The following is a 22437-nucleotide window of genomic DNA, read 5'->3' as shown; positions in this document are numbered from 1 at the left end:
TGCCACCCGAGGCGTGTCGGTCGGCGGATTACGAGCGCCCCGGCGACCTCAGAGCGCGAGGCTGGCGAGGAGCGCGACGGCGAGGACGAGCCCGGGCGCGTCGCGCCGGCCGAACCGAATCTCCGGGAGCGTCGGGTTCCAGGCGAAACACCGCGCGCGGAGGGCGAGCGCGAGCGCGTCGGCCCGCGCGAACGACCGCCGGAGGCCGCCGGCGGCGACGAGCGAGAGCCGCTCGTCCAGCCGTCGCTCGCTCCCGAGGCGGGCGGCCTGCGCCTCGCGGACGCGGAGCAGGTCGCGGCGGACCAAGGGAAGAAACCGGAAGACGAGGGCGACGCCGACGCCGAGCGCGACGCCGACGCGACCCGGGACGAGCCGCTGAATCGCCGCGCGGGACTCGCGCACGGGCGTCGTCCTGACGTACGCCGCCGCGACGAAGAAGACGAGCAGCACGCGGACGCTGGCGAGCGCCGGGTCCACGGCCGCCTCGGGGTCGAACCACGGCGCGCCGAGGCGGGCGGCCTCGACGACCGGACCGAGCGCGAGGAACGGAACCGCGTAGCGGAGGTCGCTGAGGGCCGAAACGGGTGACGTGTCGGCGGCGCGGAGACAGCCCGCGGCGACGACGCCGAGGGCGACGAGCCCGGTGGGTGTGGTATGCGCGAAGCCGGCCGCCGCGAAGGCGACCTGCACCCCGAGCTTGGTCCGCGGGTCGAGTCGGTGGGCGAGGCTGTCGCCCGGTTCGTAGGTCAACACGGCGGGCGGACGTCGAGGTCGGGGAGGCGGTCTGCGGCCTCGTCGGGCGCGGCGTCGAGGGCGACGTCGCCGTCGGCGAGGACGACCACGCGGTCGGCCAGTTCGGCCACGTCGCGCAGGTCGTGCGTGACGACGACGAGGCTCGTCCCCTCGGCGCGGAGGTCGCGGAGGCGCGCGAGCACGGAGCGACGGGCGGGTTCGTCGAGGCCGGTGAACGGTTCGTCCAAGACGAGGTGGTCGGGTCGCATCGCCAGCGCGCCGGCGATGGCGAGGCGTTCGACCTCGCCGCCGGAGAGGGCGTCGACGCGCTCGTCTTCCCGGCCGTCGAGGTTGACCGCGGCGAGCGATTCGCGGACGCGGCGGTCGATTTCGTCGCGGTCGAGCCCGAGGTTCTCCGGGCCGAACGCCACGTCAGCGCCGATAGTCGCCGCGACGAGCTGGTCCTCGGGGTGCTGGAACACCATCGCCACCGCGGTTCGGGCGGCGACGAGGTGGTCCGAGACGGAGCGGCCGTTGACCGAGACCGAGCCCTCGTCGGGGTCGAGCAGGCCGTTGAAGTGCCGGACGAGCGTGGTCTTGCCGGAGCCGTTCGCGCCCGCGACGATGACGCACTCGCCGTCGTCGATGGCGAGGTCGACCCCGTCGACCGCGACCGTGTCGCCGTACCGGTGGACGAGGCCCTCGACGCGAATCATCTACTGGGCGGCGATGGCGTCGGAGCGGACGATGCCGACCGCGGCGGCGATTTTGAACGCCTCGGCGGGGATGAACGCGGCGGAGGCCGTCCAGAAGGCGGATTCGAGGCCGACGCTCTGGACGTACGCGAAGCCGAGCGTCCCGAAGGCGTAGACGACGACGGTGCCCGCGACCATCGCGCCGACGAGCCGGGCGGTGCTCACGCGGTAGTCGCCGATGTCGACGCCGCCGTGGACGACGAGGCCGACGATGACCGCGGCGACCGGGTACGCCCAGAGGTAGCCCGCGGTCGGGCCGACGAGCGGCGCGAGCCCGGCCGAGCCGCCGGCGAACACCGGCGCGCCGAGGCCGCCGGCCGCGAGGTAGAGCGCGATGGAGCCGCCGCCCCAGATGGGGCCGAGGAAGATGCCCGCGAGGAAGACGACGAGCACCTGCATCGTCACCGGAATCGGCGAGACGGGGTTCGGGAACGAGACGTAACTGCCCGCGCCCATGAGCGCCGCGAACAGGGCGGCGCGGGCGATGTTGCCGACGAGTTCGTCGCCGACGAGTTCGACTGACTCGTGTTCGGTTGCCATGTCCATCGCTGTCTCGTAAACCCTGTTTAACTTATCGGTTTACAGAGTGCGTGGACGGGGTCGGCCCTCGGTCTCGTCGGCCGATTCGAGTCGCCTCCCGGCGCTCGGCGGCTCCCGGGTCAGCATCATTAAAGACGCTGGGCGTGCCATTCTCCGGGTATGGACGAAAAGACCGCCGAGCTTCGCGACATCTTCATCGAGGCGACTGGGTCGGACACCGTGACCGAACAGCAGTCCGAGTCGCGCGGGTCGCTCGCCGACGTGGACGACCCCGAAGCGGTCCGCGAGCGCGTCCGCGACACCGTGGCGACGATGCGCGAGCGCTACGCGTTCGACACCGACTTCGACGACGACGCGCTCGTCGCGCTCGTCGTCGGCTACTTCGACGGCGACGCGGACGCCGACCTCGCGGTCGAACTCGACGCGTCGCCCGAGGCGATTCGCACCGCCCGGTTCGACCTCCACCTCGTCCGCGACGCCGACCGCGAGTTCCCGTTCGACGCCGACCGCTTCGACAACCTGCTCGTCGACGGCGCGGACGACGAGACCATCGCCGAGACGCTCGACGTGCCCGTCGAAGTCGTCGCCGAGTGCCGCCCCGCCGCCGAGGCCGACATCCGCTCGAGCCGGGCCAACTACCGCTTCCGCGACGACTTCGCGGAGCTGTTGACCGACGACGACCTCTCGAACCGGATGGCCGAGGACGCCCGCCGCGACGGACTCCGCGAGGCGACCGAGGACATCGAGACCGACGTGTCGCTGTAGCGGCGGCCGCTGTGACCCCTCGGGCCGCGCGAGTCTCGGTGCACGGCCGACCCGTCGGGACGACGGAGGGTCGGCCGAACGACGAAGGTTCTTAACCGATTGGGGACATACCCTTGTGCGATGGCGCAGGCCCCCCAGAACCGAGACCTGACGGAGCGGTTCATCGAGTTCTACCGCAACTACTATCGAGAGGAGATCGGAAAACTCGCACAGCAGTATCCGAAGGAAAAGCGGTCGCTGTACATCGATTACGACGACCTCTATCGGTTCGACGCGGAGCTCGCCGACGACTACATCACGAAGCCCGGCCAGTTCCAGGAGTACGCCGAGGAGGCCCTGCGCCTGTTCGACCTCCCCGCGGACGTGAAGCTCGGTCAGGCGCACGTCCGGATGCGCAACCTCCCCGAGACGGTCGATATCCGGAACATCCGGGTCAACGACGACCACATCGGGACGCTCATCTCGGTGCAGGGAATCGTCCGCAAGGCGACCGACGTGCGCCCGAAAATCACGGAGGCCGCCTTCGAGTGCCAGCGCTGCGGGACGATGAGCTACATCCCGCAGGGCGACGGCGGCTTTCAGGAACCACACGAGTGTCAGGGATGCGAGCGTCAGGGGCCGTTCCGCATCGACTTCGACCAGTCGAACTTCATCGACTCCCAGAAGCTGCGCGTCCAGGAGTCCCCCGAGGGCCTGCGCGGGGGCGAGACGCCGCAGAGCATCGACATCAACCTCTCGGACGACGTGACCGGCAAAGTCACCGCCGGCGACCACGTCACCGCGGTCGGCATCCTCCACATCGAACAGCAGACCTCGGGCAACGAGAAGACGCCCGTCTTCGACTACTACATGGAGGGCATCTCGCTCACCATCGAGGACGAGGAGTTCGAGGACATGGAGATATCCGACGAGGACGTGGCCGAAATCGTCGAACTCTCGAACGACCCGGCCATCTACGAGAAGATGGTCGAGTCCGTCGCGCCCGCCATCTACGGCTACGAGCAGGAGAAGATGGCCATGATTCTCCAACTGTTCTCGGGCGTCACGAAACACCTGCCCGACGGGTCGCGGATTCGCGGCGACCTGCACATGCTGCTGATAGGGGACCCCGGAACTGGCAAATCGCAGATGTTGTCATACATTAGACATATTGCTCCCCGGTCGGTCTACACCTCCGGCAAGGGTTCGTCCTCGGCGGGTCTCACCGCCGCCGCCGTCCGCGACGACTTCGGCGACGGCCAGCAGTGGACGCTCGAAGCCGGCGCGCTCGTCCTCGCGGACAAGGGTATCGCGGCGGTCGACGAGCTGGACAAGATGCGGCCCGAGGACCGCTCCGCGATGCACGAGGGGCTCGAACAACAGCAGATTTCGGTCTCCAAGGCCGGCATCAACGCGACGCTGAAGTCGCGGTGTTCGCTCCTCGGCGCGGCGAACCCGAAGTACGGCCGCTTCGACCAGTACGAGCCAATCGGCGAGCAGATCGACCTCGAACCCGCGCTCATCTCCCGGTTCGACCTCATCTTCACGGTCACCGACGACCCCGACCCCGACGAGGACTCCAAGCTCGCGGACCACATCCTCAAGACCAACTACGCGGGCGAGCTGAACACCCAGCGGACGAACGTCGCCAACTCCGAGTTCACGGAACAGCAGGTCGACGCCGTCACCGACGAGGTCGCGCCCACCATCGACGCGGAGCTCCTCCGCAAGTACATCGCCTACTCGAAGCGCACCTGCTACCCGACGATGACCGACGAGGCGAAGCAGGTCATCCGCGACTTCTACGTGGACTTCCGCGCCCGCGGCGCCGACGAGGACGCGCCCGTCCCCGTGACCGCCCGGAAGCTCGAAGCGCTCGTCCGGCTCGGCGAGGCGTCCGCTCGCGTCCGCCTCTCGGACAAGGTGACCCGCGAGGACGCAGAGCGCGTCACGGGCATCGTCGAGTCCTGCCTGCGCGACATCGGCATGGACCCGGAAACCGGCGAGTTCGACGCCGACATCGTCGAGACCGGCCGCTCGAAGACCCAGCGCGACCGCATCAAGAACCTGCTCGAACTCATCCGCACCATGCAGGAGGAGTACGAGGAGGGCGCGCCCCACGAGGAGGTCCTCGAACGCGCCAACAGCGAGCTGAACATGGACGAGAAGACGGTCAACGACCAGCTGGACAAGCTCAAGATGAAAGGCGACATCTACGAGCCCCGCGGCGACGTCTACCGCGCGACCTGAGCGGCCGCCTTCGATTTCTCGACTGTCACGAACTCCGCACTGTACCGACTTCCACACTATCTTAGCGAGCGGACAGTCTCGAGCGCGTGTCGTTTATTTGCACCAACACTCCTATGTAATCTGAAAGTCATGTAGTACGTATGAATCGTCGAGCGTATCTGGCGACCGCGGGTGCACTCTTCCTCGCGGGATGTTCGTCAGCGGACGGTGGGGAGACGACGACGGAGGAGCCGACGACGACGACTGCCACGCCGACGGCGACGGAAACTCCGACTACGACCACGACTGAGGAGCCGACGACGACGACGGAGGAGCCGACGACCGAGACGACCACGGAAGAGCCGGACAGAGTGGACCGAATCCTCGGCCTCGCCGTGGAAGACCTCGACGCTGCGGTCGATGACTTCGCGTCCGTGGCGGGCGAAGACGGCGGCTTCCACGACCTGAACGCCACGACGCAGTTCTCGTTCGAGGACGACGCCGACTCGCTATACCTCGCGCGCGGCCACTTCAACACGCTCGACCAACTCGACAAGACCGACGCCCAGCGAGCGCGTCTCGGGCGTCTCCGACGCGCCTTCTGGTTCCTCTGGTGGACGGGTAAGACCCACGAGAACGCAAATCAGGCGTTCTACCGCACCAACAACGCGGTCTCCAGGCTGTACGGCGAGGAGTTCAACCGCATCGACACGCAGGTCCAACAGATAGCGGAGGCGCTCGAACCGACGCGAGACACGCTCAATAGCTTACGGAAGGAGTCGGAGGCCGACGCCCTCGACGAACTCACCGCCCTCGAACCGGCGGACTACGGGCGGAAGGTCGACTTTTTCGAGCGGGAGATCGGTCAGTTCGAGGCCTTCGCCGACGACATCGTCTCGTTCCGCGACGCGATTCGACGATTACAGGACGGGTTCGACGAGTACCTCGGCGAGAGCTACGGCGACGCCACCGGGTCGTTCTTCCGGGCGATGAGCGCATTCGAGGACGTGAACGCGCGGGTCTCGGAACGCGACCCCGTGGCGGCAATCGCCTCCCGCTCCGAGGAGTTCGCCTGCCTCACCGACGCGATGGCGCGGGCCAGCGAGGTGCTCGACGAGGCGGCGACCGCGGGCGACAACGACATCCCCGAAAAGCAGACCGCCCTCGAAAGCGAGGCGCGAGAGGCCTTCGCGGACTGCGACCTCGTGGCGGAGCACTTCACGTTCGTCGCCGACTTCTTCGAGGACCTACCGGACGAACGCTCCTGAGACGGCCGTTCGACTCGCGACCGTCTGCGACCGACCCGCGCGGAACCGACGAACTTAGTGGAGCGTGCGGCGACGGGACAGACGACCGATGGACCGAATCTCCGCCATCCGCAACATCGAAGACGCCATCCGCGACCTCGAATCGGGCGACGCGGACCTCGCCAGCACCGAGCGGCGCGTCGTGACCGTCCTCCGGACGTTCGCGACGGAGTTCGAAGACGACGCCGGTGACGGAACGCTCGACGCGTGGACGGCCGTCGGCGACGACCGCGCGGAGGGTCTCGTCGTCCTCGCCGCCGACGAGGCCGACGCGCGGACGCGGGTCAGAGACCTCCTTGACGAGGCGGCCGGCGACGCCGACGACGTGACGTTCTCGGTCGAGCGCGTCTGAGGCGAGACGAGTCGCGCGGAGATTCGAACTCGGGTGAGACGCCGTAGTCTCCCTGTCTGTGACAGTCGACTGACGCGAGAGCGCCGCTGTCGAACGATTTTTCTCCCGACTCCGTGACCGAGCGTGCGTGCTGTTGGTCGTGACTTACTCGCAGGCGGCGCGGACGACGCTTCGGAACATCTGTCGGACCCACGACGAGGTCGTGGTCCGTCGACTGGGTCGCGCCGCGCTCTTCGACGAGACGGAGTTGGCCGCCTTCCTCGCGCTTCGGCTTCGGGAGAAACACGACGAGGCCGTGCAGATCGAGCGAACCGAACCGTTCAACGAGTTCGCGGCGGTCCCGGACGCGGTCCGCGAGGCCGCGGCCGCCTACGAGGACCGCGAGTCCCCGGCGACGCCGTACAGCAAGTTCGCCTCGGGCACCGACCACCCGTCGGCCGCGGAGATGCAGCGCCGCGAGCTATGAGGCTTCGACTCCTCGACGGGACCGTCCGCGAAGGACCGGCTATCGACCTCGCCGACGGACCGTTCGACGTCGGTGCCGACGAGGTCGTCGCTGCCATACGGGTGGACGATGGGGGCGACGGGGACGACGGGAATGACGGGGACGACGGGACCGGCGCGCTCCGAATCGACTGTCCGCCGCCGGGTTCCGGGTACGACCGCCTCGGTCGGATTCCCGTCTCGAAGCAGACACCGTCCCGCGGCTGGCTCCTCGCGGCGGTCGGTCGGTCCCGCGGGCTTCGCTCTCCCGTCGCCGACGACCTCGACCGACTCGAAGCGAAACTCGCCGAGCGCCGCGACGACGGGGTGGATGTGGAGGCGGACGAGCGCGAACCCGTCGACACGTCCGCGGCCGCGCTCCGCGAGGCCCGCCGCCGCGTCGCCGCCGCCGGCGAGGACGAGTCCCGACTCAGAGAGCGCGTCGCAACCCTTCGCGGTCGGGTGAACGCTCACCGAGACGCCGGCGACGACGAGGCGACCGAGACGGCGCAATCGGAACTCGTGGCGGTCGCGACCGAACTCTCCGAGGTCGAAACCGAACGCGTCGCGGCCGAACAGCGGCTTTCGGCGCTCGAACGGGCGGCCCGAACCGAGCGAGACAGCCGCGAGGCGCGACTCAAACTCGAAGACGCGGTCGAGAACCGCCGTCGAGAGGCGCGGGCGTACTTCGCGGCCGAACTCGGCGATGCGTTCGAGGCGGCGCTCCGGAGCCTCGCGGCGGCCCCATCGCTGATGGCGACTGCGGAGTCGCCCGCGTCGGTGGCCGACTTCGAATCGGACCCCGTCGCACGCGCGCTCGCCGCCGCCCGCCTCGCCGACCTGTCCGCCCCGGTCGTCATCTCGGGCGGCCGGGTTTCGGACGCCGACGCCGCGGCGAACTGGCTCGACGCGCCGGTCGTCAGATGCCGGCCGAACGACGGGTGAGCGAGCCACACCGGGCGTTGATTTATATACGAAGCGGCGGCCAGCCCCGCCATGCACTCCGATATCGACGTGACCGTGGACGACGGCGTCGCCCTCGTCTCGGTCCGAGTCCACAACGACGCGCCGGTCGACCGGCGCGTCAGGCTTCGCAACCGACTCGACGGGTCGGTGCTCCCGCCGCGTCGCGCCGGCGTTCCCGAAGCCGGTTGGGACGACGAGGGGTTCGAAGGCGTCGTCCCCGCGGGCTCGACGGTCGCGCTCGGCTACGCCGTCTCCCCGTCGTCGACGGCCACCCGCGACACCGCGACCGCCGACCTCGACGCCCGCCCCGAACACGCGGTCGGCATCGACGTGCTCGGTCGCGCCGACGAGGCGGAGCGAGCCAGCGATTCGACGCCCGACGATGCGGTTCGAACGCTCGGTTCGGCGCGGCCGCCGGCCGATGCAGTCCCCGTCTCTTCTGACCTGCCGCCGACGACGCGGGAGTCGGAGACGCCCGAACCGACGCCCAGCACGACGAGCGACGCGTCAGATGGCGAGCGCCGCGAGCCGCTTCCGAGCCCCGAACCACAGACCCGCTCCGAACGTCCCAAACCGTCCGAACAGCCCACGGACGCGGACGTGTCGGCGGCGGTCGGGACTTCCGAGGAACGCGGCCGCGGGACTGACCAGTCGCTCGGGTCGGAGCCGCCGGAGCCGCCGGAGTCGCTGGAGCCGCCGGAGTCGCTGGAGTCGCTCGCGGCGTTCGAGCGTCGCATCGACCTCGCCGAGCGACTGGACGGCGCGTCGGTCGCCGACGCCGCGGCGACGCTCTCGGAGGCCGATGTCTGCATCGACGCGCTCGACTCGCTCGACGCGGACCGGGAGCGTCTTCGCCGACTCGCGGCGCGCGCGACGGCGCTCGCGGACCGCGCCGCCGACGCCGACCCCGACGTGGACGCGCTTCGGAGGCTCGCGTGATTCTCGCGGTCGTCTCCGGGAAGGGCGGCGTCGGGAAGTCGACGCTGTCGTTCGAACTCGCGGCGGAACTGGGCGCGGTCGTCGTCGACGCCGACCTCGGGATGGCGAACCTCCCGTACGCGCCCGGCCCAGACCTCCACGACGTGCTCGCGGGGCGCGCGGACCCGCTCGAAGCCGTCCGCTCGGGCGGCCCGGTCTCGATTCTGCCGTGCGGTCGGACGCTCGCCGGCGCGCGGGCGGCCGACGTGCGTCTCCTCGCCGACGCGCTTCACGCGGTCGAAGCGGCCTACGGCGACGTGGTCGTGGACTGCCCCGCGGGGATGCGCGCCGACGCCGGCGTTCCGCTCACCGTCGCCGACGCCTGCCTCGTGGTCGCGTCCCCGAAGGGGTACGCGCTGGCCGACGCGGTGCGGACCCGCGAACTCGCGCGCGAACTCGACTGCGGGCTCGCCGCCGTCGCGGTCAACCGCGTCGTCGACGAGGTGCCGCTCGACGCCTTCGCCGACGTGCTCGGCGCGCCGGCGACGGCGGTCCCCGCGGACTCTCGACTGGCCGAGGCGGTCGAGCGGTTCGAGCCGGTCGTCGCGTCGTCGCCGAAGAGCCTTCCCAGTAGTCGCGTTCGAGAACTCGCGGACGCGGTTCGCGTAAGCGGTCGGTAGAAACGTCGTCTCGTCTTCGGTCCGTTCGTGCGGACGCAGTTCGATTCTCGCGTCTTCCTCGCCGTCGTCTCAGTTAGCGAGTCCCGTCGCCTGTCGGCGTCGGCTCACTCGCGGAGCGCCACGTACGTCTTGCGGAGCGTCACGGGCGTCACGTCGGCCACGTCGGCGGCCTCGGCCTGCGTGCAGTCCTCGCCGCGGTCGCGAGCCGCGGTGTAGAGACACGCCGCGGCGACGCCGCAGGGGTTCTTGCCGCCAACGACGCCCTCCTCGCGGGCTTCGGCGACGTACTCGCGCGCCCGGCGCTCGGTGTCGCTGTCGAGGTCGAGCTTGGTCGCGAACCGCGGCAGGTACTCGGTCGGGTCGGCGGGCGCGACGGGGAGACCGAGGTCGCGGTTGAGCGCGCCGTAGGCCGCTTGGTGTTCCGCCTCGGTGGCCTTCGACACGTCGCAGACTTCCTCGACGCTCCGGGAGACGCCGGCGACGCGGCAGGCGGCGTAGACGCAGGCCGCGGCGAACCCTTCGAGCGAGCGCCCGCGCAGGAGGTCCTCGTTCTGGGCGGACTCGAACAGCGAACACGCCTGGTCGCGGATGTGGTTCGGCAGCGACAGCGCGCTCGTCACGCGGCGAATCTCGGTGAAGGCGTACACCTGATTGCGCTCGCGCTTGGTCGAGATGCGAGCGCGGTTGTGCTGGCGGCGCATGCGGGCGAACTGCCGACGCTTGCGGCCCTTGATACGCGTCGAGCGGCCGATTTCGGTCGACAGCCCGCGGTCGTGGCGCGAGCGGGTGAGCGGCGCGCCGGTGCGGGCGGGATTGCGGTCGTCGTCGGCGAACGAGCGCCACTCGGGCCCGTGGTCGATGCGGTACTCCGAGACGACGAGGCCGCAGTCGGTACAGACCGTCTCGCCGGCTTCGAAACCGAGGTGTCCGTCGCATTCGGGGCAACCCTGGGGGGAACGTGCTTCGCTCATCACAATTGAAAATCGGTCTCGAACGGGTATTTAAACACGGGTTGAAACGGGGGTAGAACCCCGATTACTGCCGCTAGAGCCTACCGGTAACCGGTGGGTTTCAGACTCAATTTTGATACTGATTAGGAACGCTTTTACTTGATAGGTGCGGACCACCGAGCGATGGGACTGTCGGATATCGCCGCCGCGTTAGAGACGACGACGACTGAACAGCGCTCGCGCTGCGTTCCGACTGTCGACGACACCGGTGTTTCCCTCCGCGAGCGCTTCGAGGCGCACGCAGACGCGCTCCCCTGTGCGCCTGCGGCCGCGGAGCGGGTTGTCGAAGCACACGGGTCGGGCACGTCAGTCGGCGAGAGCGCGAGCGACGCAGGCGTCGCTCCGGTCACGGCGGCGAAAGTCTTGCACCGTTGCGGCGAAGCGGGCGTGACTCCCCTCGCACCCGAGGCGCGACGCATCGTCCGCGATTGGATCGACGGACGAATCTCGCGCGCCGACGCGCTCGCGCTCACCGGCGCCGAGCCGTCGGAGTTCGCACTCGCGACGTACGTCGAGACGCACGACCCCATCGACCCCCTCGTCGAAGCCGTCGAGGGCGCGCTGACCGACCGCACCGACGCGGCCGTCGCGAAGCGCGACTCGCTGGCCGAGACCATGAGCTCGGTCACCGACATGCAGTTCTGACGCGGGACACGCCTCCCCACCTCCCGTTTTCACGCTCGCGAGCGGCGGCGCTCACCAGCCGTCCGTCTGCTCTCTCGAAACTCGCTCGGCGCGTCGCGCGATTCAGCGACGGACGTACTCGCCGACCGAGGTGAGCACGCCGCCGGCGGCCGTCACCGAATCGAGTTCCACGTCGAGGAGGACCTCCGCGACCGCGGCGACGCCCGCCGCGAGGTCGGCGTCGTCGCGGCACGCCGGCGCGTCGGCGATGTCGTTCGCCTCGGTCTCGGGAACAATCACGTCCGCGTCGCCGAGCGCGCCGAGCGTGGAGACGACCGCGTCGATATCAGCGCCGATGTCGGCGGCCCGGGCGCTGAGACGACCGACGGCGTCGGCACCGCGGTCCGTGGCGGGCGCGACGAGCGCGACGCTGTCGCAGGCCGCGGCGGCGGCGACAGTCTGATTCGACGCGAGGAGCGGCGCGTCGACGAGCACGTGGTCGAAGCTGTCTGCGGCTTCGGCGATGCGACCCTCGAACGCCCGTGCGGCATCGGGGGTCATCGCCCGCGCGAGTCGCTCGAACGGGGCCGCGGCGGGGCAGACGGCGACGCGTCCCTCGGCGTCGGTCTCGAAGTCTACCAGCCCCGACTCCAGCGGCACGTCCGCCGCGTCGGTGACGAGCGACGTCGCGTCGGGGTCGAGCGCTCCCGAGACGTAGTCCGAGAGCCCCTGCGTGGCGAACGCCGCGTCGAGGACCGCCACGTCGCGACCGTCGGTCGCGAGCGCCGCGGCGAGTTCGAGCGTCAGTCGGGTCGTCCCCGCGCCGCCGGCAACGCCGACGAGCGCGGTGGTTCTGGGGGGAATCGGCATACCGCGACTGGTCGGGTTCTCGAATTAATAGCTTCGGTCGGCCGGTATTGGTGTCGCCGGACGACACTATTCAGCTCGCAGAGGTGATTTCGACGGCCGGCGGTGGGGCTAGACCGACCACTCGTCGTCGGCCGCTTCGGGGTCTGAACCCGGCGTCTCGTCCGTGCAGGCCCGGTAGAAACAGACCTTGTAAGTTCGCCCGACGAGCGTGGTGACCGTCGAGCCGACGGCCACGACGGCGATATCGACCGCCGGCATCGGCGCTTGGAACGCCGTCACCGCGCCGGTGACGGTGGTCGCCCCGTCGAGGGTGACGAGCCAGAGGACCGGCAGGTCGACGACCGAGGTCACGGCGGTCGCGACGACCGCGTAGCCGACGACGTGCCGGAGGTTGCCGAAGACGAAGTCGACGCTGCGGCTGAGCGACCCGCCCGCGGTCTTCCCGTCGAGGACGACGGCGGTGTCGAAGAAGGTGAAGACGTAGACGATGGCCATCAGGGCGACGCCGGCCACGCCGAGCGCCCCGAGTTCGACGAGCGTGAGGCTCGCGGAGCCGTTCAGCACCGCGTTGAATCGGTCGAACCCGATGTAGCCGAGGACGCTGCCGCCGACGACCATTGCGACGACGACCACGACGAGGCCGGCGAGGAGCGTCGCGCCGAACAGGCTGACGTAGTAGCGCTGTGCCGCGGTAGTCGCGCGCAGGTCGGTGTCGGAACCGGGTCGCGCGCCGTCGGCGACAGTGTAGAACGCGCCGATGAGCGCCGGCACAGCGAGGAGTTGGAGGAGCGAGCCAACGGCACCGGTCGGACCGGAGGCGCTGTTCAACGCGCCGATGAGCCCGAACGCGAGGGCGAACGCGACGAGCACCGGCGTCTCGGTGACGATTCGGAGGGCCGTTCGAAACGATTGGACGACTGTCACGACAGCCGGTACTCGCGGCGGCCGTATGTGTTTTTACATCGACACGATTTGCTGGTGAGCGCGGCGCCGGCAGGAGAGGTCGGCTCCGTCAGCCCGAGATGGCCGCCTCGATGTCGGCGAGTTCCTCGTCGGAGAGGTCGGGTCGCTCGCCCGCGACGGCGTGGATGGGGCTGCCGCCGTCGCCCTCGAACCGCGGGACGATGTGGACGTGGACGTGGTCGACTTCCTGGCCGGCGGCGGGGCCGTTGTTGATGCCGACGTTCGTCGCGTCGGCGTCGACCGCCGCCTCGACGCGCGGGACGAGGTCGTTCACGGCGGCGAAGAGGTCGGCGGCCGCGTCGGCCGGCACCTCGTCGAGGCGGGCGTGATGCTCCTTCGGGACGACGAGCGTGTGGCCGGGCGCGAGCGGGTTGGCGTCGAGGAACGCCAGCGAGTGTTCCGTCTCGTGGACGATTCGGCCGGGGATGTCGCCGTCGACGATGGCGCAGAAGATGCAGTCGGACATACGTGGCACGTCGATTGGCGGGAAAAAGAAAGTTCGCACCGGTTCGGCGTCCGGGTCGCGTCAGTTCCGCTCGGTGGACCGTTCGCGGTCGGCGGCGTCGTATCCGCGGCCGACTCCGGCGTTCCCGCTGTCGGCGGCCGCGCCGACATCGTCACCTCTGTCACCTCCGTCACCGCCGAACCGCGCCCGAATCCGCGCCAGTCGCTTCTTGACGCCGGCGACGAACGGGTCCATCGCTTTCACGAACGGGTGGAGAACGACGTCGATAATCAGGTCCGCGATGAGGTCGCCGAGCATCGGTGTGACCGAATAATGTCAACCCTCAGCCATGAATATGCGGGGTATCGAGCGGCACGGTCGGTGCAGTCGGCGGTCGTCGCGGTCCGCGTCGGCGACGTGGTGGCCTCAGGGGAGACGCGATTCCAAGTCGGCCAGGTACTCGTCTAACTCGTAGCCGAGTCGGGAGAGCCACACGTCGCGGTACGAGGGGTGCAAAAGCGGGAGTACGGTGTAGCCGAACCGCTCGCTCTCGACGGGTTCGAGGACAGTATCGAGAAAGCCGTCCAGCGAGGTGTCGTCGAGCGCGAGGACGGTTTCGGTCGCGTGGCGGCCGGTCGGAACCACCACGTCGGGGTCGACGACTTCGAGCTCGGAAACGAGGTGGTCGCGGCAGTGTTCCTTTTCGGCGGCCGTGGGCGCGCGGTTCGACCCCTCGCCGTCCGAGGGGAAGCACTTGACCGCGTTCGTGTAGAAGACGCCCGACTCGTAGCCGACGGCGGCCATCGTCTCGCGGATGCGGCGGCCCGAGTGCCGGGCCGTGTAGGACATCCCGGTCCAGTTGCCGCCCCGCCAGCGGTCGGCGTCGGGGTTGCCCGCACCCGGCGCTTCGCCGACGACCATCACGGTCGCGTCGTCGGGGCCGACGCCCCACGAGATGCGGTTGCGGCACTCGACGAGCGCCGGACAGCGGTCGCAGTCGGGTTCGAGGACGAGCGTCTCGTCGTCGTCGGGGAACCGCGGGTCGGCGTCGGCCATCTACTCCGTCAGGGGGAGCACGATGCCGAAGATAATCGGCGAGAACAGGACCAGCGCGATGCCGAGCCACTCGGCGTCGAAAAACAGCGTGCGCTCCCAGCCCGGAAGTGCGCCGCCGTTCATCGCGAGCGCGACTTTCGCGCCGACAGCGCCGAACAGGAACAGCGCGAGCCCCAGTCCGAGGCCGGTCTTGGTCATCCGCGGGTAGTCGATGTCTCCGTAGCGTCCCATGTTACTCCGAGATACGGGGACTGGGAAAACCGTTTCGAGAGACTGTGTGGTATGTTACCGTTCGAGCTCGTCGGCGAGAACGGGGGCCACGGACACCTCGCTCACGTCGCGCTCGATGGTGTCGGTGCCGACGACGCGCTCGATACCGGCGCGCGCGAGTTTCGTGCGGGCGTTGCGGGCGAGAAGCGGGTGGACGGTCGCACAGAAGACGCGCTTCGCGCCGCCGTCTGCGAGGACGGCGACGGCCTCGCTCATGGTCGACCCGGTGGCGATGATGTCGTCGGTGATGACCACGTCGCGGCCCTCGAAGTCGGCGTCGCTCGGCGTGATTTCGACGTCGGTCCCGGAGTGGCGCACCTTCTCGAAGTAGTCGGTCTCGCCCTCACCGTAGGCGTCGCGGACGGTCTCGGCGATGCCGATGGCCCCCGAGTCGGGCGACAGAAACAGCGGGTCGTCGAGCGCGGGGAGCGGTTCGGCGAGTCGCCCGGCGGCGTCGACGATGTCGACGGGCACGTCGAAGAACTCCGAGACGGCGTCCTCGTGGGGGTTGACGAGCACGACGCGGTCGGTCGTCGTGCTGACGGCGCGGGCGACCGCGCGGGCCGAAATCGGGTGGCCGGCCTCGAACGCCTTGTCCTGTCGGGCGTAGCCCATGTACGGGATGACCGTCGTGACCTCGGACGCGCCGGCCTCGCGGACCGCGTCCTGCAGTTGGAGGAGTTCGACGTAGGCGTCGTTGCTGGCGGTGCTGGCGACGATGGTGGCGGCGTCGGCGTCGAAGCCGGGAACGGCGGCCAGCGTCTCGCCGTCGGGGAAGCGGTCGTACTCGACGGCCGCGAGCGACTCGCCGAGTTCGGCGGCGAGCGCGGCCGCGAGTGCCTGGGAGGATGCGCCGGGTACGAGCATACCCGTTCGTCTCTCGTGGGGGGTAAAACCGCTTTTCGTTGCGTACAGCCGCGTCGCGTGTCAGCGAACCGCGACGCCGACGGTGTCCAATCCGAGCACCTGCGTCCGCCAGTCGCCCCCGGTCAGCCGAACGCAGAAGCTCCCCGCGTCGGTGACGGCGTAGGCGGCGCGGGCGTCGTGGGCGAGCGCGACGACCGTCTCGTCCAGCGGAATCGGGGCGGCGTTCCACGCGTCCGACTCGTCGTCGCGCGCGACGACGCCGTCCGGTCCGACCGCGTGGGCGCGGCCGTCCGGCATCGACGCGACCGCCGAAAACGCCCCGTCGAGCGCGTCCATCCAGCCGTTGCCGAGCGCGTACAGCCCCGAGTCGGTCGCGGCGAGCGGGGTTCCCGAATCGCCGCCGAGACGGCCCGCGGGGTCGGACACGTCGTTTACGTCGTCGAGGCCGACGTGCGAGAGACCGTCGTCGCCGATGCGGTAGACGCCGTCTTCGGCCGCGACGAGGCTCCCGTCGAGGGCGCGGACCGAATCGACCTCGCCGAGGTCGGTCCACCCGGACTCGTCGAGGCGGGCGACGCGCCCCGAGTCGGCGGCGGCGACGACGCGATTCCGGTGGAAGCCGACGGCCCTCGCGGGCCCGAAGTCGAGTTCGTGGTAGTCGTCGCCCTGGACGAGCAGTACGTCCTCGTCGGTGGCGACGGCGACTTCCCCGGGCGACCCGGCGGCGTCCCGCGCGGCGCACCGGCGGTCGACGCGGAAGCCGCCGACGAGGTCGTCGGACACGTCGACGGTCACGACCCCGACGCCCGCGGCGACGTACACCGTCTGCTTGCCGGACTTGTCCGCGTACACCCGCTTTTCGTCGATAGAGAGGTCGAAATCAGCCATCCGTTGGCCCGAGGTTCGCGGCGGGGTTCGGAAAGGATTGTGGTCGTTCCCGCGGCGCGGCGACGGACCGAACGGGCGCGGGGCCGAGACGTGTGATTACAGAAATTCCCGCACGTCGGAGTACCACATGTCGTGGTGGTCGAGTTCGCCGAGCGCCTCGGCCACGTCGACCGCGAGGACGTGCCAACAGCGCTCGCCCTCGTCGGGGTCGAGGTTGTACTGCGAGTCCTTGCAGGTACAGCCGCGGTCTTCGACCACGTACTCGTCGTCGTAGCCGACGACCACGTCGAAGTCGCGGTAGCGCTTCACCCGTCGCTCGGAGACGGCCTCGATGGCCGTGACGCCCCGGTCGCCGTGGGCGTCGACGATGGCCTGCACGATCTGCGGCGAGAGCCGCCCGGCCGCTTCGAGGGCCGCTCGCCAGTCGTCGGCCGAATCCACGCCCTCGATTTCGTCGGTGGCGGTGAAAACGCATTCGATGCCGCGGGGGAGGACGCCCGCCGCAACCGCGTCGCACAATCGCATCGCAACCGGTTTCCGCCCGCGCGGGCGACTGCGGGTATGCACGTGAGCGAGGGAGGCGTCGAAATCGAGGTTCCCGACGCCCGCGACGGGGCGTCAGCGGGGACCGGCGACGATGTCTTCTACAACCCCACACAGGAGTTGAACCGGGACATCACCGCGGCCGTCCTCCGGGCCTTCCGCGAGCGCGAACCCCGCGCCGAGAGCTACCTCGACGCGATGGCCGCCTCGGGAATCCGGGGCGTCCGCGCCGCCGCCGAGGGCTACGACGTGACCTGCGCCGACCTCGACACCGACGCCGTCGAACTCGCCCAGTCGAACCTCGACCGCGCCGGCAACGGCGGCGAGGCGGTCCACCGCAACGCCAACGCCCTCATGTACGACTCCGTCTTCGACGTGGTCGACCTCGACCCCTTCGGCACGCCGATGCCCTTCGCCGACCCCGCCTTCGCCAACACCCGCGACCTCGTCTGCGTCACCGCCACGGACACCGCCCCGCTGTGCGGCGCACACCAGAAAAGCGGCATCCGGAAGTACGGCTGTCTCCCGCAGAACACCGACTACCACCCCGAGATGGGCCTTCGGACGCTCCTCGGCGCGATGGTCCGCACCGCCGCCCGCTACGACAAGGCCGCCGTCCCGATTCTCTCGCACGCGACGCGCCACTACGCGCGGGCGTACCTCGAACTCGACGAGCGGGCGACGAAGGCCGACGAACTCCTCGAATCGACCGGCTTCGTCTACCACTGCGAGGACTGCCTCCACCGCGAGGCCGAGCACTCGCTCATCGCCCACCCGCCCGAAGCGTGCGGCAACTGCGGTTCCACCCGCATTCTCGAAGCCGGCCCCATCTGGCTCGGCCCCGTCTCCGAACCGGCGTTCGCCGAGGCCGTCCGCGACGAGGTGACGGAGGACTTCGGCACCGCGAAACGCGCCCGCAAACTCCTCGACACGCTCGCGGTCGAACTCGACACGCCGACCCACTTCGACCAGCACCGCCTCTGTAAGCTCTGGGGGCGCTCGGCCTCGAAGATGGAGACGTTCCTCGAAACGCTCCGGGACGCCGGCTACGACGCCACTCCCGCGCACTACCACGGCACCGCGTTCAAGACCGACGCGACGGTCGCGGAGATACGCGAGGCGACCGCCGCGCTCGACCCCGAAGCCTGACTCCGCGGCCCGAGCGGCCGTGCCCGTAACCGGCTCACGCCGCCGCGTCGGCGGGTAGCTTCTTTGTCTCCCGTGTCGTTTTGGTGATACGTGAGCGCCAAGATTCGAACCGTCGTTCCCGTCGCGCGGACCGTCGTCGACACGATTCGGGAGAAGGAAATCTCGTTTCTCGCGGCCAGCATCTCGTACTACGCGCTCGTCTCGCTGATTCCGCTTCTCGTGCTCGGCGTCGTCGTCGCCACCGCGGTCGGCGGCGCGGAGTTGAAGGCGCAGCTCCAGACGCTCGTCGAACAGTACCTCGTCCCGACCGGACAGGACCTCGTCGAGGAGGCCCTCACGGACCGGACCGGACAGGGCAGCGTCGGAGCGGTGAGCCTCGCGTTGACGGTCTGGGGCGCGCTGAAGCTCTTTCGCGGCCTCGACATCGCCTTCTCGCGCATCTACGGTTCCGAGGCCGGCGGCCTCCTCGACCAGCTTCGAGACGGCACCATCGCTCTCGCCAGCATCGGCGTCGGCACCATCGGCGTCGCGGTGGTGACTGCGCTCCTCGGTCTCCTCGACGTGCCGTTCCTCCAACTGCTCTCGCCGCTCCTGTTGCTGCTCACGCTCTGTGCGGCGTTCTTCCCGCTGTACTACGTCTTCCCCGACGCCGACCTCTCGCCGCGGCAGGTCGTCCCCGGAACCGTCTTCGCGGCCGTCGGCTGGACCGTCCTCGGAATCGGATTCGGGGTGTACGCGTCGGTGGCCGGCGCGTCGGTCGCGGGCGCGCTCGGGACGCTCCTGCTGCTCGTGACGTGGTTCTACTTCTCGGGGCTCATCCTGCTTTCGGGCGCGGTCATCAACGCGGTCCTCGCGGGGGTCGGCGGCGACGCCCTGCCCGCGGAACCGCGTGACCCGCCGGGGGGACCGCCCGGTGTGGACCGGCAGGTACAACATACGGGAGGCCGACATGACGCTCGTACGGATATGAGCGACGACCGAGGTGACACCGATGGGCCGCGGACGGCGGACGCCGGCGACGCGGAGACCGGCGCGTCCGTCTCCCCGCGCGGCGCTCCCGACATCGAGGAGCTGGAATCGCAGGTCGAGGAACTCCGCGCCGACCTCGACGCGTTCGAGGACGACGTGACGGACCGGACGGTCGAAAAGCCCAAGCTCGAAGCCGAGTTGAAGCGCTACGTCCGCCGTCGGATGCGCCGCGGCAAGGCTCGCGGTTGGGGGCCCTATCTCGTGCTCGGCTACGGCGTCGTCCTCACGCTCGGCGCGTTCTACTACCTCCAGTCGGACCTCATCGCGGTCGTCGCCATGCTCATCATCTTCCTGTCGACGCTCGGGCTCTACGTCCTGTTCGTCATGTTCGGCATCGGCCTGAACGCGCTCGGCCTCCCCGGCCGCGCCGTCGACGCGGTCCGCGAACGCCGCGGCTGAGATGTCCCGGTTCGCACTCCCGCTTCAGACCCGCGGGTTGGGTGAGTTAGCCCTCGCCGACGCGCCGGACGCGCTCGTCTTCCTGTTCGGTCTCGTCACCCAGCTCGGCGACCAGTGGTTCTTCTTCGTCGCGTTCACGTCGCTGTACTGGCTCTGTCGCCCCCGAATCACGGCCCGCCCCCGGCGGACCGCGGCCGCCTTCGTCGGCCTCGCGCTCGGGTCGCTGGCGCTCGTCACCGCGCTGAAAGTCGGTTTCGCCCTGCCGCGACCGCCGACCGCGACCGTCGCCGACGCCCCCGCGTGGCCGTCGCCGCTCTCGGACCTGTTCGTGTCGTTTACCACCGACGACGGCTTCGGCTTCCCGAGCGGCCACGCCCTCGGGACGACCGTCGTCTACGGGGCCGCGGTCTCGCTTCTCGACGTGTGGGACCGCCGCCGCCGACTCGTCGCCGCGGCGGCCGTCGTCGGCACCGTCTCGCTCTCGCGGATTTTCCTCGGCGTCCACTACGGCGTCGACATCGTCGTCGGCGTCCTCCTCGGCCTGGTCTTTCTGAAGGCGGTCTTTTCGGTCGCCGCCGCGGACGACCCCGACGCGGCCGGCCACCTCGACCCGGCGCGGCTGTTCGCCATCGCGGCCGGCCTGAGTGTCCTCGCGCTCGCGGTGGTGTTCACCACGGGCGTCCCCGGACACACGGAAAACGCCGCGGCGGCCCTCGGCGGGTCGCTCGGCGGCCTCGTCGGCTGGACGCGACTCGCCGACCACGAGTCGCTGCCGACGCTGTCGCCGCCGGTGGCGCTCGTCGCGTTCCTCGGCGCGGGCGGCCTCTGGGTCGGCGTCGACGTGGTCGACGCCCCGGTCCCGGTGACGGTGACGGTGCTCGCCACCGGGGCGGTGGTCGCGTTCATCCTCGTCGCGCCGAAGTTACAGGGCCGAATCGGACTCGGCGACGGGGCGACCCAGCGCGCCGACTGACTCGGGCGACGCCGACGCCTGACGCGAGGCTGGCGCTTCTCTTTTCGGACTGCACCACTGCACCGGTTCCGCGACCGCTCAAACCCAGCGAGCTTCGCGAGTCGGTCGCGGCTCGGCTACCGCGGCGACGACGGCTCGCGCTCGGTCTCCGCGCGGCGCTCTGGCCGTCGCTCTCCGGCGAGCGGTCGCGAAAGAAAAATCGGTGTTAGGCGTGCGCGACGGTTAGAACGTCTCGAGGTACCGGTCGAGTTCCCACTGGGAGACGTCGACGAGGTAGTCCTTGAACTCGGAGCGCTTGGCTTCGACGAACTTCTCGTAGACGTGGTCGCCCAGGGCGTCCTGGATGACTTCGTCCTCTTCGAGGGCGTCGACGGCGCCGCCGAGGTCCTTCGGGAGCGTCTCGATACCGTACTCTTCGCGCTTCTCCTCGTCGAACTCGTAGATGTTCTCGCGGACCGGGTCGGGGCAGTCGAGGTCCTTCTCGACGCCGTCGAGACCGGCGTGGATGAGCGCGGCGAACGCGAGGTACGGGTTACAGGACGGGTCGGGGAAGCGGGCCTCGATGCGCGAGGCGGCCGGCGTGCGGGCGGCCGGCTTGCGGATGAGCGCCGAGCGGTTACGGTCGGACCACGCGATGTAGACCGGCGCTTCGTAGCCGGGGACGAGGCGCTTGTAGGAGTTGACCGTCGGGTCGGCGACAGCCGTGATGGCGGGCGCGTGGTCGAGGATGCCCGCGACGAAGCTCTTGGCCGTGTCGCTCAGGTCGAACTCGTCGTCGCCGTCGTGGAACGCGTTCTCGCCGTCCTGGAACAGCGAGATGTGGGTGTGCATGCCGGAGCCGTTGATGCGCGGGATGGGCTTGGGCATGAACGTCGCGTGGAGGTCGTGTTCGGACGCGATGGCGCGAACGACGGACCGGAACGTGGCGACGTTGTCGGCCGTCGAGAGGGCGTCGTCGTACGTGAAGTTAATCTCGTGCTGGCCCTCGGCGACCTCGTGGTGCGAGGCTTCGATGTCGAAGCCCATGCTCTCGAGGCCGTAGATGATGTCGCGGCGCACGTCGGACGCGAGGTCCTTCGGCGCGAGGTCGAAGTAGCCGCCGGCGTCGTTCGTGACGGTCGTCGCGCGGCCGTTCTCGTCTTCTTCGAACAGGAAGAACTCCGGTTCGGGTGCGACGTTCACGTCATAGCCGAGCTCCTCGGCGCGGGCGATGGCGCGCTTGAGGACGCCACGCGGGTCGCCGCTGAAGGGCTCGCCGGTGGACGTGTTGAACACGTCGCAGATGAGGCGACCTGCGGCGCTGTTTTCCTTCTTCCGCCACGGGAGGACGGCGAACGTCGACGGGTCGGGCTCGAGGCGCATGTCGGACTCCTGGATGCGCACGAAGCCGTCGATGGAGGAACCGTCGAAGTAGATGCCCTCAGTGAACGCCTTTTCGGCCTGCGAGGCCGGGATGGAGACGTTTTTGACCGTTCCGAGAATGTCGGTGAACTGGAGTCGGAGGAAGTCGACATTCTTCTCTTCGATCTCGTCGATGACTGCCTGTGCCTCGTCGCTCAGGCCGCCGTCGGTGAGTGCGTTGTCTTCCGTCATTTTCCTGAACACGCGATTCGAACACCCGCACTATAAAGACCTTTCCGCTTAA

26 protein-coding genes are annotated in these 22437 nt (G+C 69.6%); 12 read left to right on the top strand and 14 right to left on the bottom strand.

Features of this window, described 5'->3' with window-relative positions; genetic code table 11:
* Positions 1 to 48: 48 nt before the first annotated feature.
* The 3 genes from C454_RS06270 to C454_RS06260 are packed head-to-tail and all read right to left on the bottom strand — an operon-like array spanning position 49 to position 2027.
* Complete coding sequence (locus C454_RS06270; protein ID WP_004973798.1) at positions 49 to 753, bottom strand: energy-coupling factor transporter transmembrane component T family protein; 705 nt, start codon at positions 751 to 753, stop codon at positions 49 to 51.
* Complete coding sequence (locus tag C454_RS06265) at positions 747 to 1448, bottom strand: energy-coupling factor ABC transporter ATP-binding protein (RefSeq protein ID WP_004973797.1); 702 nt, start codon at positions 1446 to 1448, stop codon at positions 747 to 749. Before C454_RS06265 ends, C454_RS06270 begins: the two co-directional genes overlap by 7 nt.
* On the bottom strand, positions 1449 to 2027 hold the full coding sequence (locus C454_RS06260) for a biotin transporter BioY (protein WP_049905025.1): 579 nt from the start codon (positions 2025 to 2027) through the stop codon (positions 1449 to 1451).
* 159 nt (positions 2028 to 2186) lie between these two features.
* Here C454_RS06260 and C454_RS06255 point away from each other — a divergent pair, with 159 nt between their 5' ends.
* The 8 genes from C454_RS06255 (at position 2187) to C454_RS06220 (ending at position 9706) form a co-directional block, all read left to right on the top strand.
* Entirely contained in the window at positions 2187 to 2792 is a 606-nt protein-coding gene (locus C454_RS06255; RefSeq protein WP_004973794.1) for a hypothetical protein, read from the top strand.
* Positions 2793 to 2912: 120 nt separating this feature from the next.
* Entirely contained in the window at positions 2913 to 5021 is a 2109-nt protein-coding gene (locus C454_RS06250) for a minichromosome maintenance protein MCM (protein WP_004973790.1), read from the top strand.
* Between the two features lie 140 nt (positions 5022 to 5161).
* Entirely contained in the window at positions 5162 to 6268 is a 1107-nt protein-coding gene (locus tag C454_RS06245) for a hypothetical protein (protein ID WP_081605186.1), read from the top strand.
* A gap of 88 nt (positions 6269 to 6356) precedes the next feature.
* Positions 6357 to 6659: a DUF7854 family protein gene (locus C454_RS06240; RefSeq protein WP_004973786.1), complete on the top strand. Its 303-nt coding sequence runs from the start codon at positions 6357 to 6359 to the stop codon at positions 6657 to 6659.
* Between the two features lie 127 nt (positions 6660 to 6786).
* Positions 6787 to 7125: a DUF7855 family protein gene (locus C454_RS06235; RefSeq protein ID WP_004973784.1), complete on the top strand. Its 339-nt coding sequence runs from the start codon at positions 6787 to 6789 to the stop codon at positions 7123 to 7125.
* Positions 7122 to 8087 (top strand): DUF7856 family protein, encoded by a 966-nt coding sequence (locus C454_RS06230; protein WP_004973781.1) that lies wholly within the window; start codon positions 7122 to 7124, stop codon positions 8085 to 8087. The genes C454_RS06235 and C454_RS06230 overlap by 4 nt, the downstream gene beginning before the upstream one ends.
* Positions 8088 to 8138: 51 nt before the next feature.
* Positions 8139 to 9047, top strand: coding sequence for a DUF7857 domain-containing protein (locus C454_RS06225; protein ID WP_004973779.1), 909 nt, complete (start codon positions 8139 to 8141; stop codon positions 9045 to 9047).
* Positions 9044 to 9706, top strand: coding sequence for a P-loop NTPase (locus tag C454_RS06220; protein WP_004973776.1), 663 nt, complete (start codon positions 9044 to 9046; stop codon positions 9704 to 9706). Before C454_RS06225 ends, C454_RS06220 begins: the two co-directional genes overlap by 4 nt.
* Before the next feature lie 104 nt (positions 9707 to 9810).
* Here the strand turns inward: C454_RS06220 and C454_RS06215 are convergent, their stop codons facing one another.
* Positions 9811 to 10677, bottom strand: coding sequence for a transcription initiation factor IIB (locus C454_RS06215; RefSeq protein WP_004973774.1), 867 nt, complete (start codon positions 10675 to 10677; stop codon positions 9811 to 9813).
* Positions 10678 to 10839: 162 nt separating this feature from the next.
* Between C454_RS06215 and C454_RS06210 the strand changes: the two genes are divergently transcribed.
* Positions 10840 to 11361 (top strand): DUF7858 family protein, encoded by a 522-nt coding sequence (locus tag C454_RS06210; RefSeq protein ID WP_004973771.1) that lies wholly within the window; start codon positions 10840 to 10842, stop codon positions 11359 to 11361.
* Positions 11362 to 11463: 102 nt separating this feature from the next.
* Here the strand turns inward: C454_RS06210 and C454_RS06205 are convergent, their stop codons facing one another.
* From C454_RS06205 to C454_RS06165, 9 genes are all read right to left on the bottom strand, one after another.
* Positions 11464 to 12210 (bottom strand): P-loop NTPase family protein, encoded by a 747-nt coding sequence (locus C454_RS06205; RefSeq protein ID WP_004973770.1) that lies wholly within the window; start codon positions 12208 to 12210, stop codon positions 11464 to 11466.
* Positions 12211 to 12318: 108 nt separating this feature from the next.
* Positions 12319 to 13134 carry a DUF7847 domain-containing protein gene (locus tag C454_RS06200; protein WP_004973768.1) on the bottom strand — a complete coding sequence of 272 codons (816 nt, stop codon included), beginning with the start codon at positions 13132 to 13134 and terminating at the stop codon, positions 12319 to 12321.
* 88 nt (positions 13135 to 13222) lie between these two features.
* Entirely contained in the window at positions 13223 to 13639 is a 417-nt protein-coding gene (locus tag C454_RS06195) for an HIT family protein (protein ID WP_004973767.1), read from the bottom strand.
* A gap of 60 nt (positions 13640 to 13699) precedes the next feature.
* The gene (locus C454_RS06190; RefSeq protein WP_004973766.1) at positions 13700 to 13936 is read right to left on the bottom strand and encodes a hypothetical protein; all 237 of its coding nucleotides are present in this window, start codon (positions 13934 to 13936) and stop codon (positions 13700 to 13702) included.
* A 108-nt stretch (positions 13937 to 14044) separates the two neighbouring features.
* Positions 14045 to 14674 (bottom strand): uracil-DNA glycosylase, encoded by a 630-nt coding sequence (locus C454_RS06185; RefSeq protein WP_004973764.1) that lies wholly within the window; start codon positions 14672 to 14674, stop codon positions 14045 to 14047.
* A complete protein-coding gene (locus tag C454_RS06180) occupies positions 14675 to 14905 on the bottom strand; it encodes a DUF7860 family protein (protein ID WP_004973761.1) in 231 nt (76 codons plus the stop codon).
* 54 nt (positions 14906 to 14959) lie between these two features.
* On the bottom strand, positions 14960 to 15811 hold the full coding sequence (locus C454_RS06175) for a ribose-phosphate diphosphokinase (RefSeq protein WP_004973759.1): 852 nt from the start codon (positions 15809 to 15811) through the stop codon (positions 14960 to 14962).
* Positions 15812 to 15871: 60 nt separating this feature from the next.
* Positions 15872 to 16699 (bottom strand): HVO_0234 family beta-propeller protein, encoded by an 828-nt coding sequence (locus C454_RS06170; protein WP_004973757.1) that lies wholly within the window; start codon positions 16697 to 16699, stop codon positions 15872 to 15874.
* Between the two features lie 96 nt (positions 16700 to 16795).
* Positions 16796 to 17140, bottom strand: a complete 345-nt coding sequence (locus C454_RS06165; protein ID WP_049905024.1) for an SWIM zinc finger family protein — start codon at positions 17138 to 17140, stop codon at positions 16796 to 16798.
* 120 nt (positions 17141 to 17260) lie between these two features.
* Here C454_RS06165 and C454_RS06160 point away from each other — a divergent pair, with 120 nt between their 5' ends.
* The 3 genes from C454_RS06160 to C454_RS06150 all read left to right on the top strand — a co-directional run bounded on the left by C454_RS06160 (position 17261) and on the right by C454_RS06150 (position 20792).
* The gene (locus C454_RS06160) at positions 17261 to 18391 is read left to right on the top strand and encodes a tRNA (guanine(26)-N(2))-dimethyltransferase (protein WP_004973754.1); all 1131 of its coding nucleotides are present in this window, start codon (positions 17261 to 17263) and stop codon (positions 18389 to 18391) included.
* A 90-nt stretch (positions 18392 to 18481) separates the two neighbouring features.
* Positions 18482 to 19819 (top strand): YihY/virulence factor BrkB family protein, encoded by a 1338-nt coding sequence (locus tag C454_RS06155; protein ID WP_004973752.1) that lies wholly within the window; start codon positions 18482 to 18484, stop codon positions 19817 to 19819.
* A 1-nt stretch (position 19820) separates the two neighbouring features.
* Positions 19821 to 20792: a phosphatase PAP2 family protein gene (locus tag C454_RS06150; protein WP_004973750.1), complete on the top strand. Its 972-nt coding sequence runs from the start codon at positions 19821 to 19823 to the stop codon at positions 20790 to 20792.
* Positions 20793 to 21014: 222 nt separating this feature from the next.
* Here C454_RS06150 and glnA read toward each other — a convergent pair whose 3' ends face one another.
* Positions 21015 to 22385 carry a type I glutamate--ammonia ligase gene (glnA, locus tag C454_RS06145; protein WP_004973748.1) on the bottom strand — a complete coding sequence of 457 codons (1371 nt, stop codon included), beginning with the start codon at positions 22383 to 22385 and terminating at the stop codon, positions 21015 to 21017.
* Between the last annotated feature and the right edge of the window lie 52 nt (positions 22386 to 22437).

Source organism: Haloferax gibbonsii ATCC 33959 (genome assembly GCF_000336775.1).
Lineage (GTDB): Archaea > Halobacteriota > Halobacteria > Halobacteriales > Haloferacaceae > Haloferax > Haloferax gibbonsii.
This window is presented reverse-complemented; position numbering and strand designations above follow the sequence as displayed.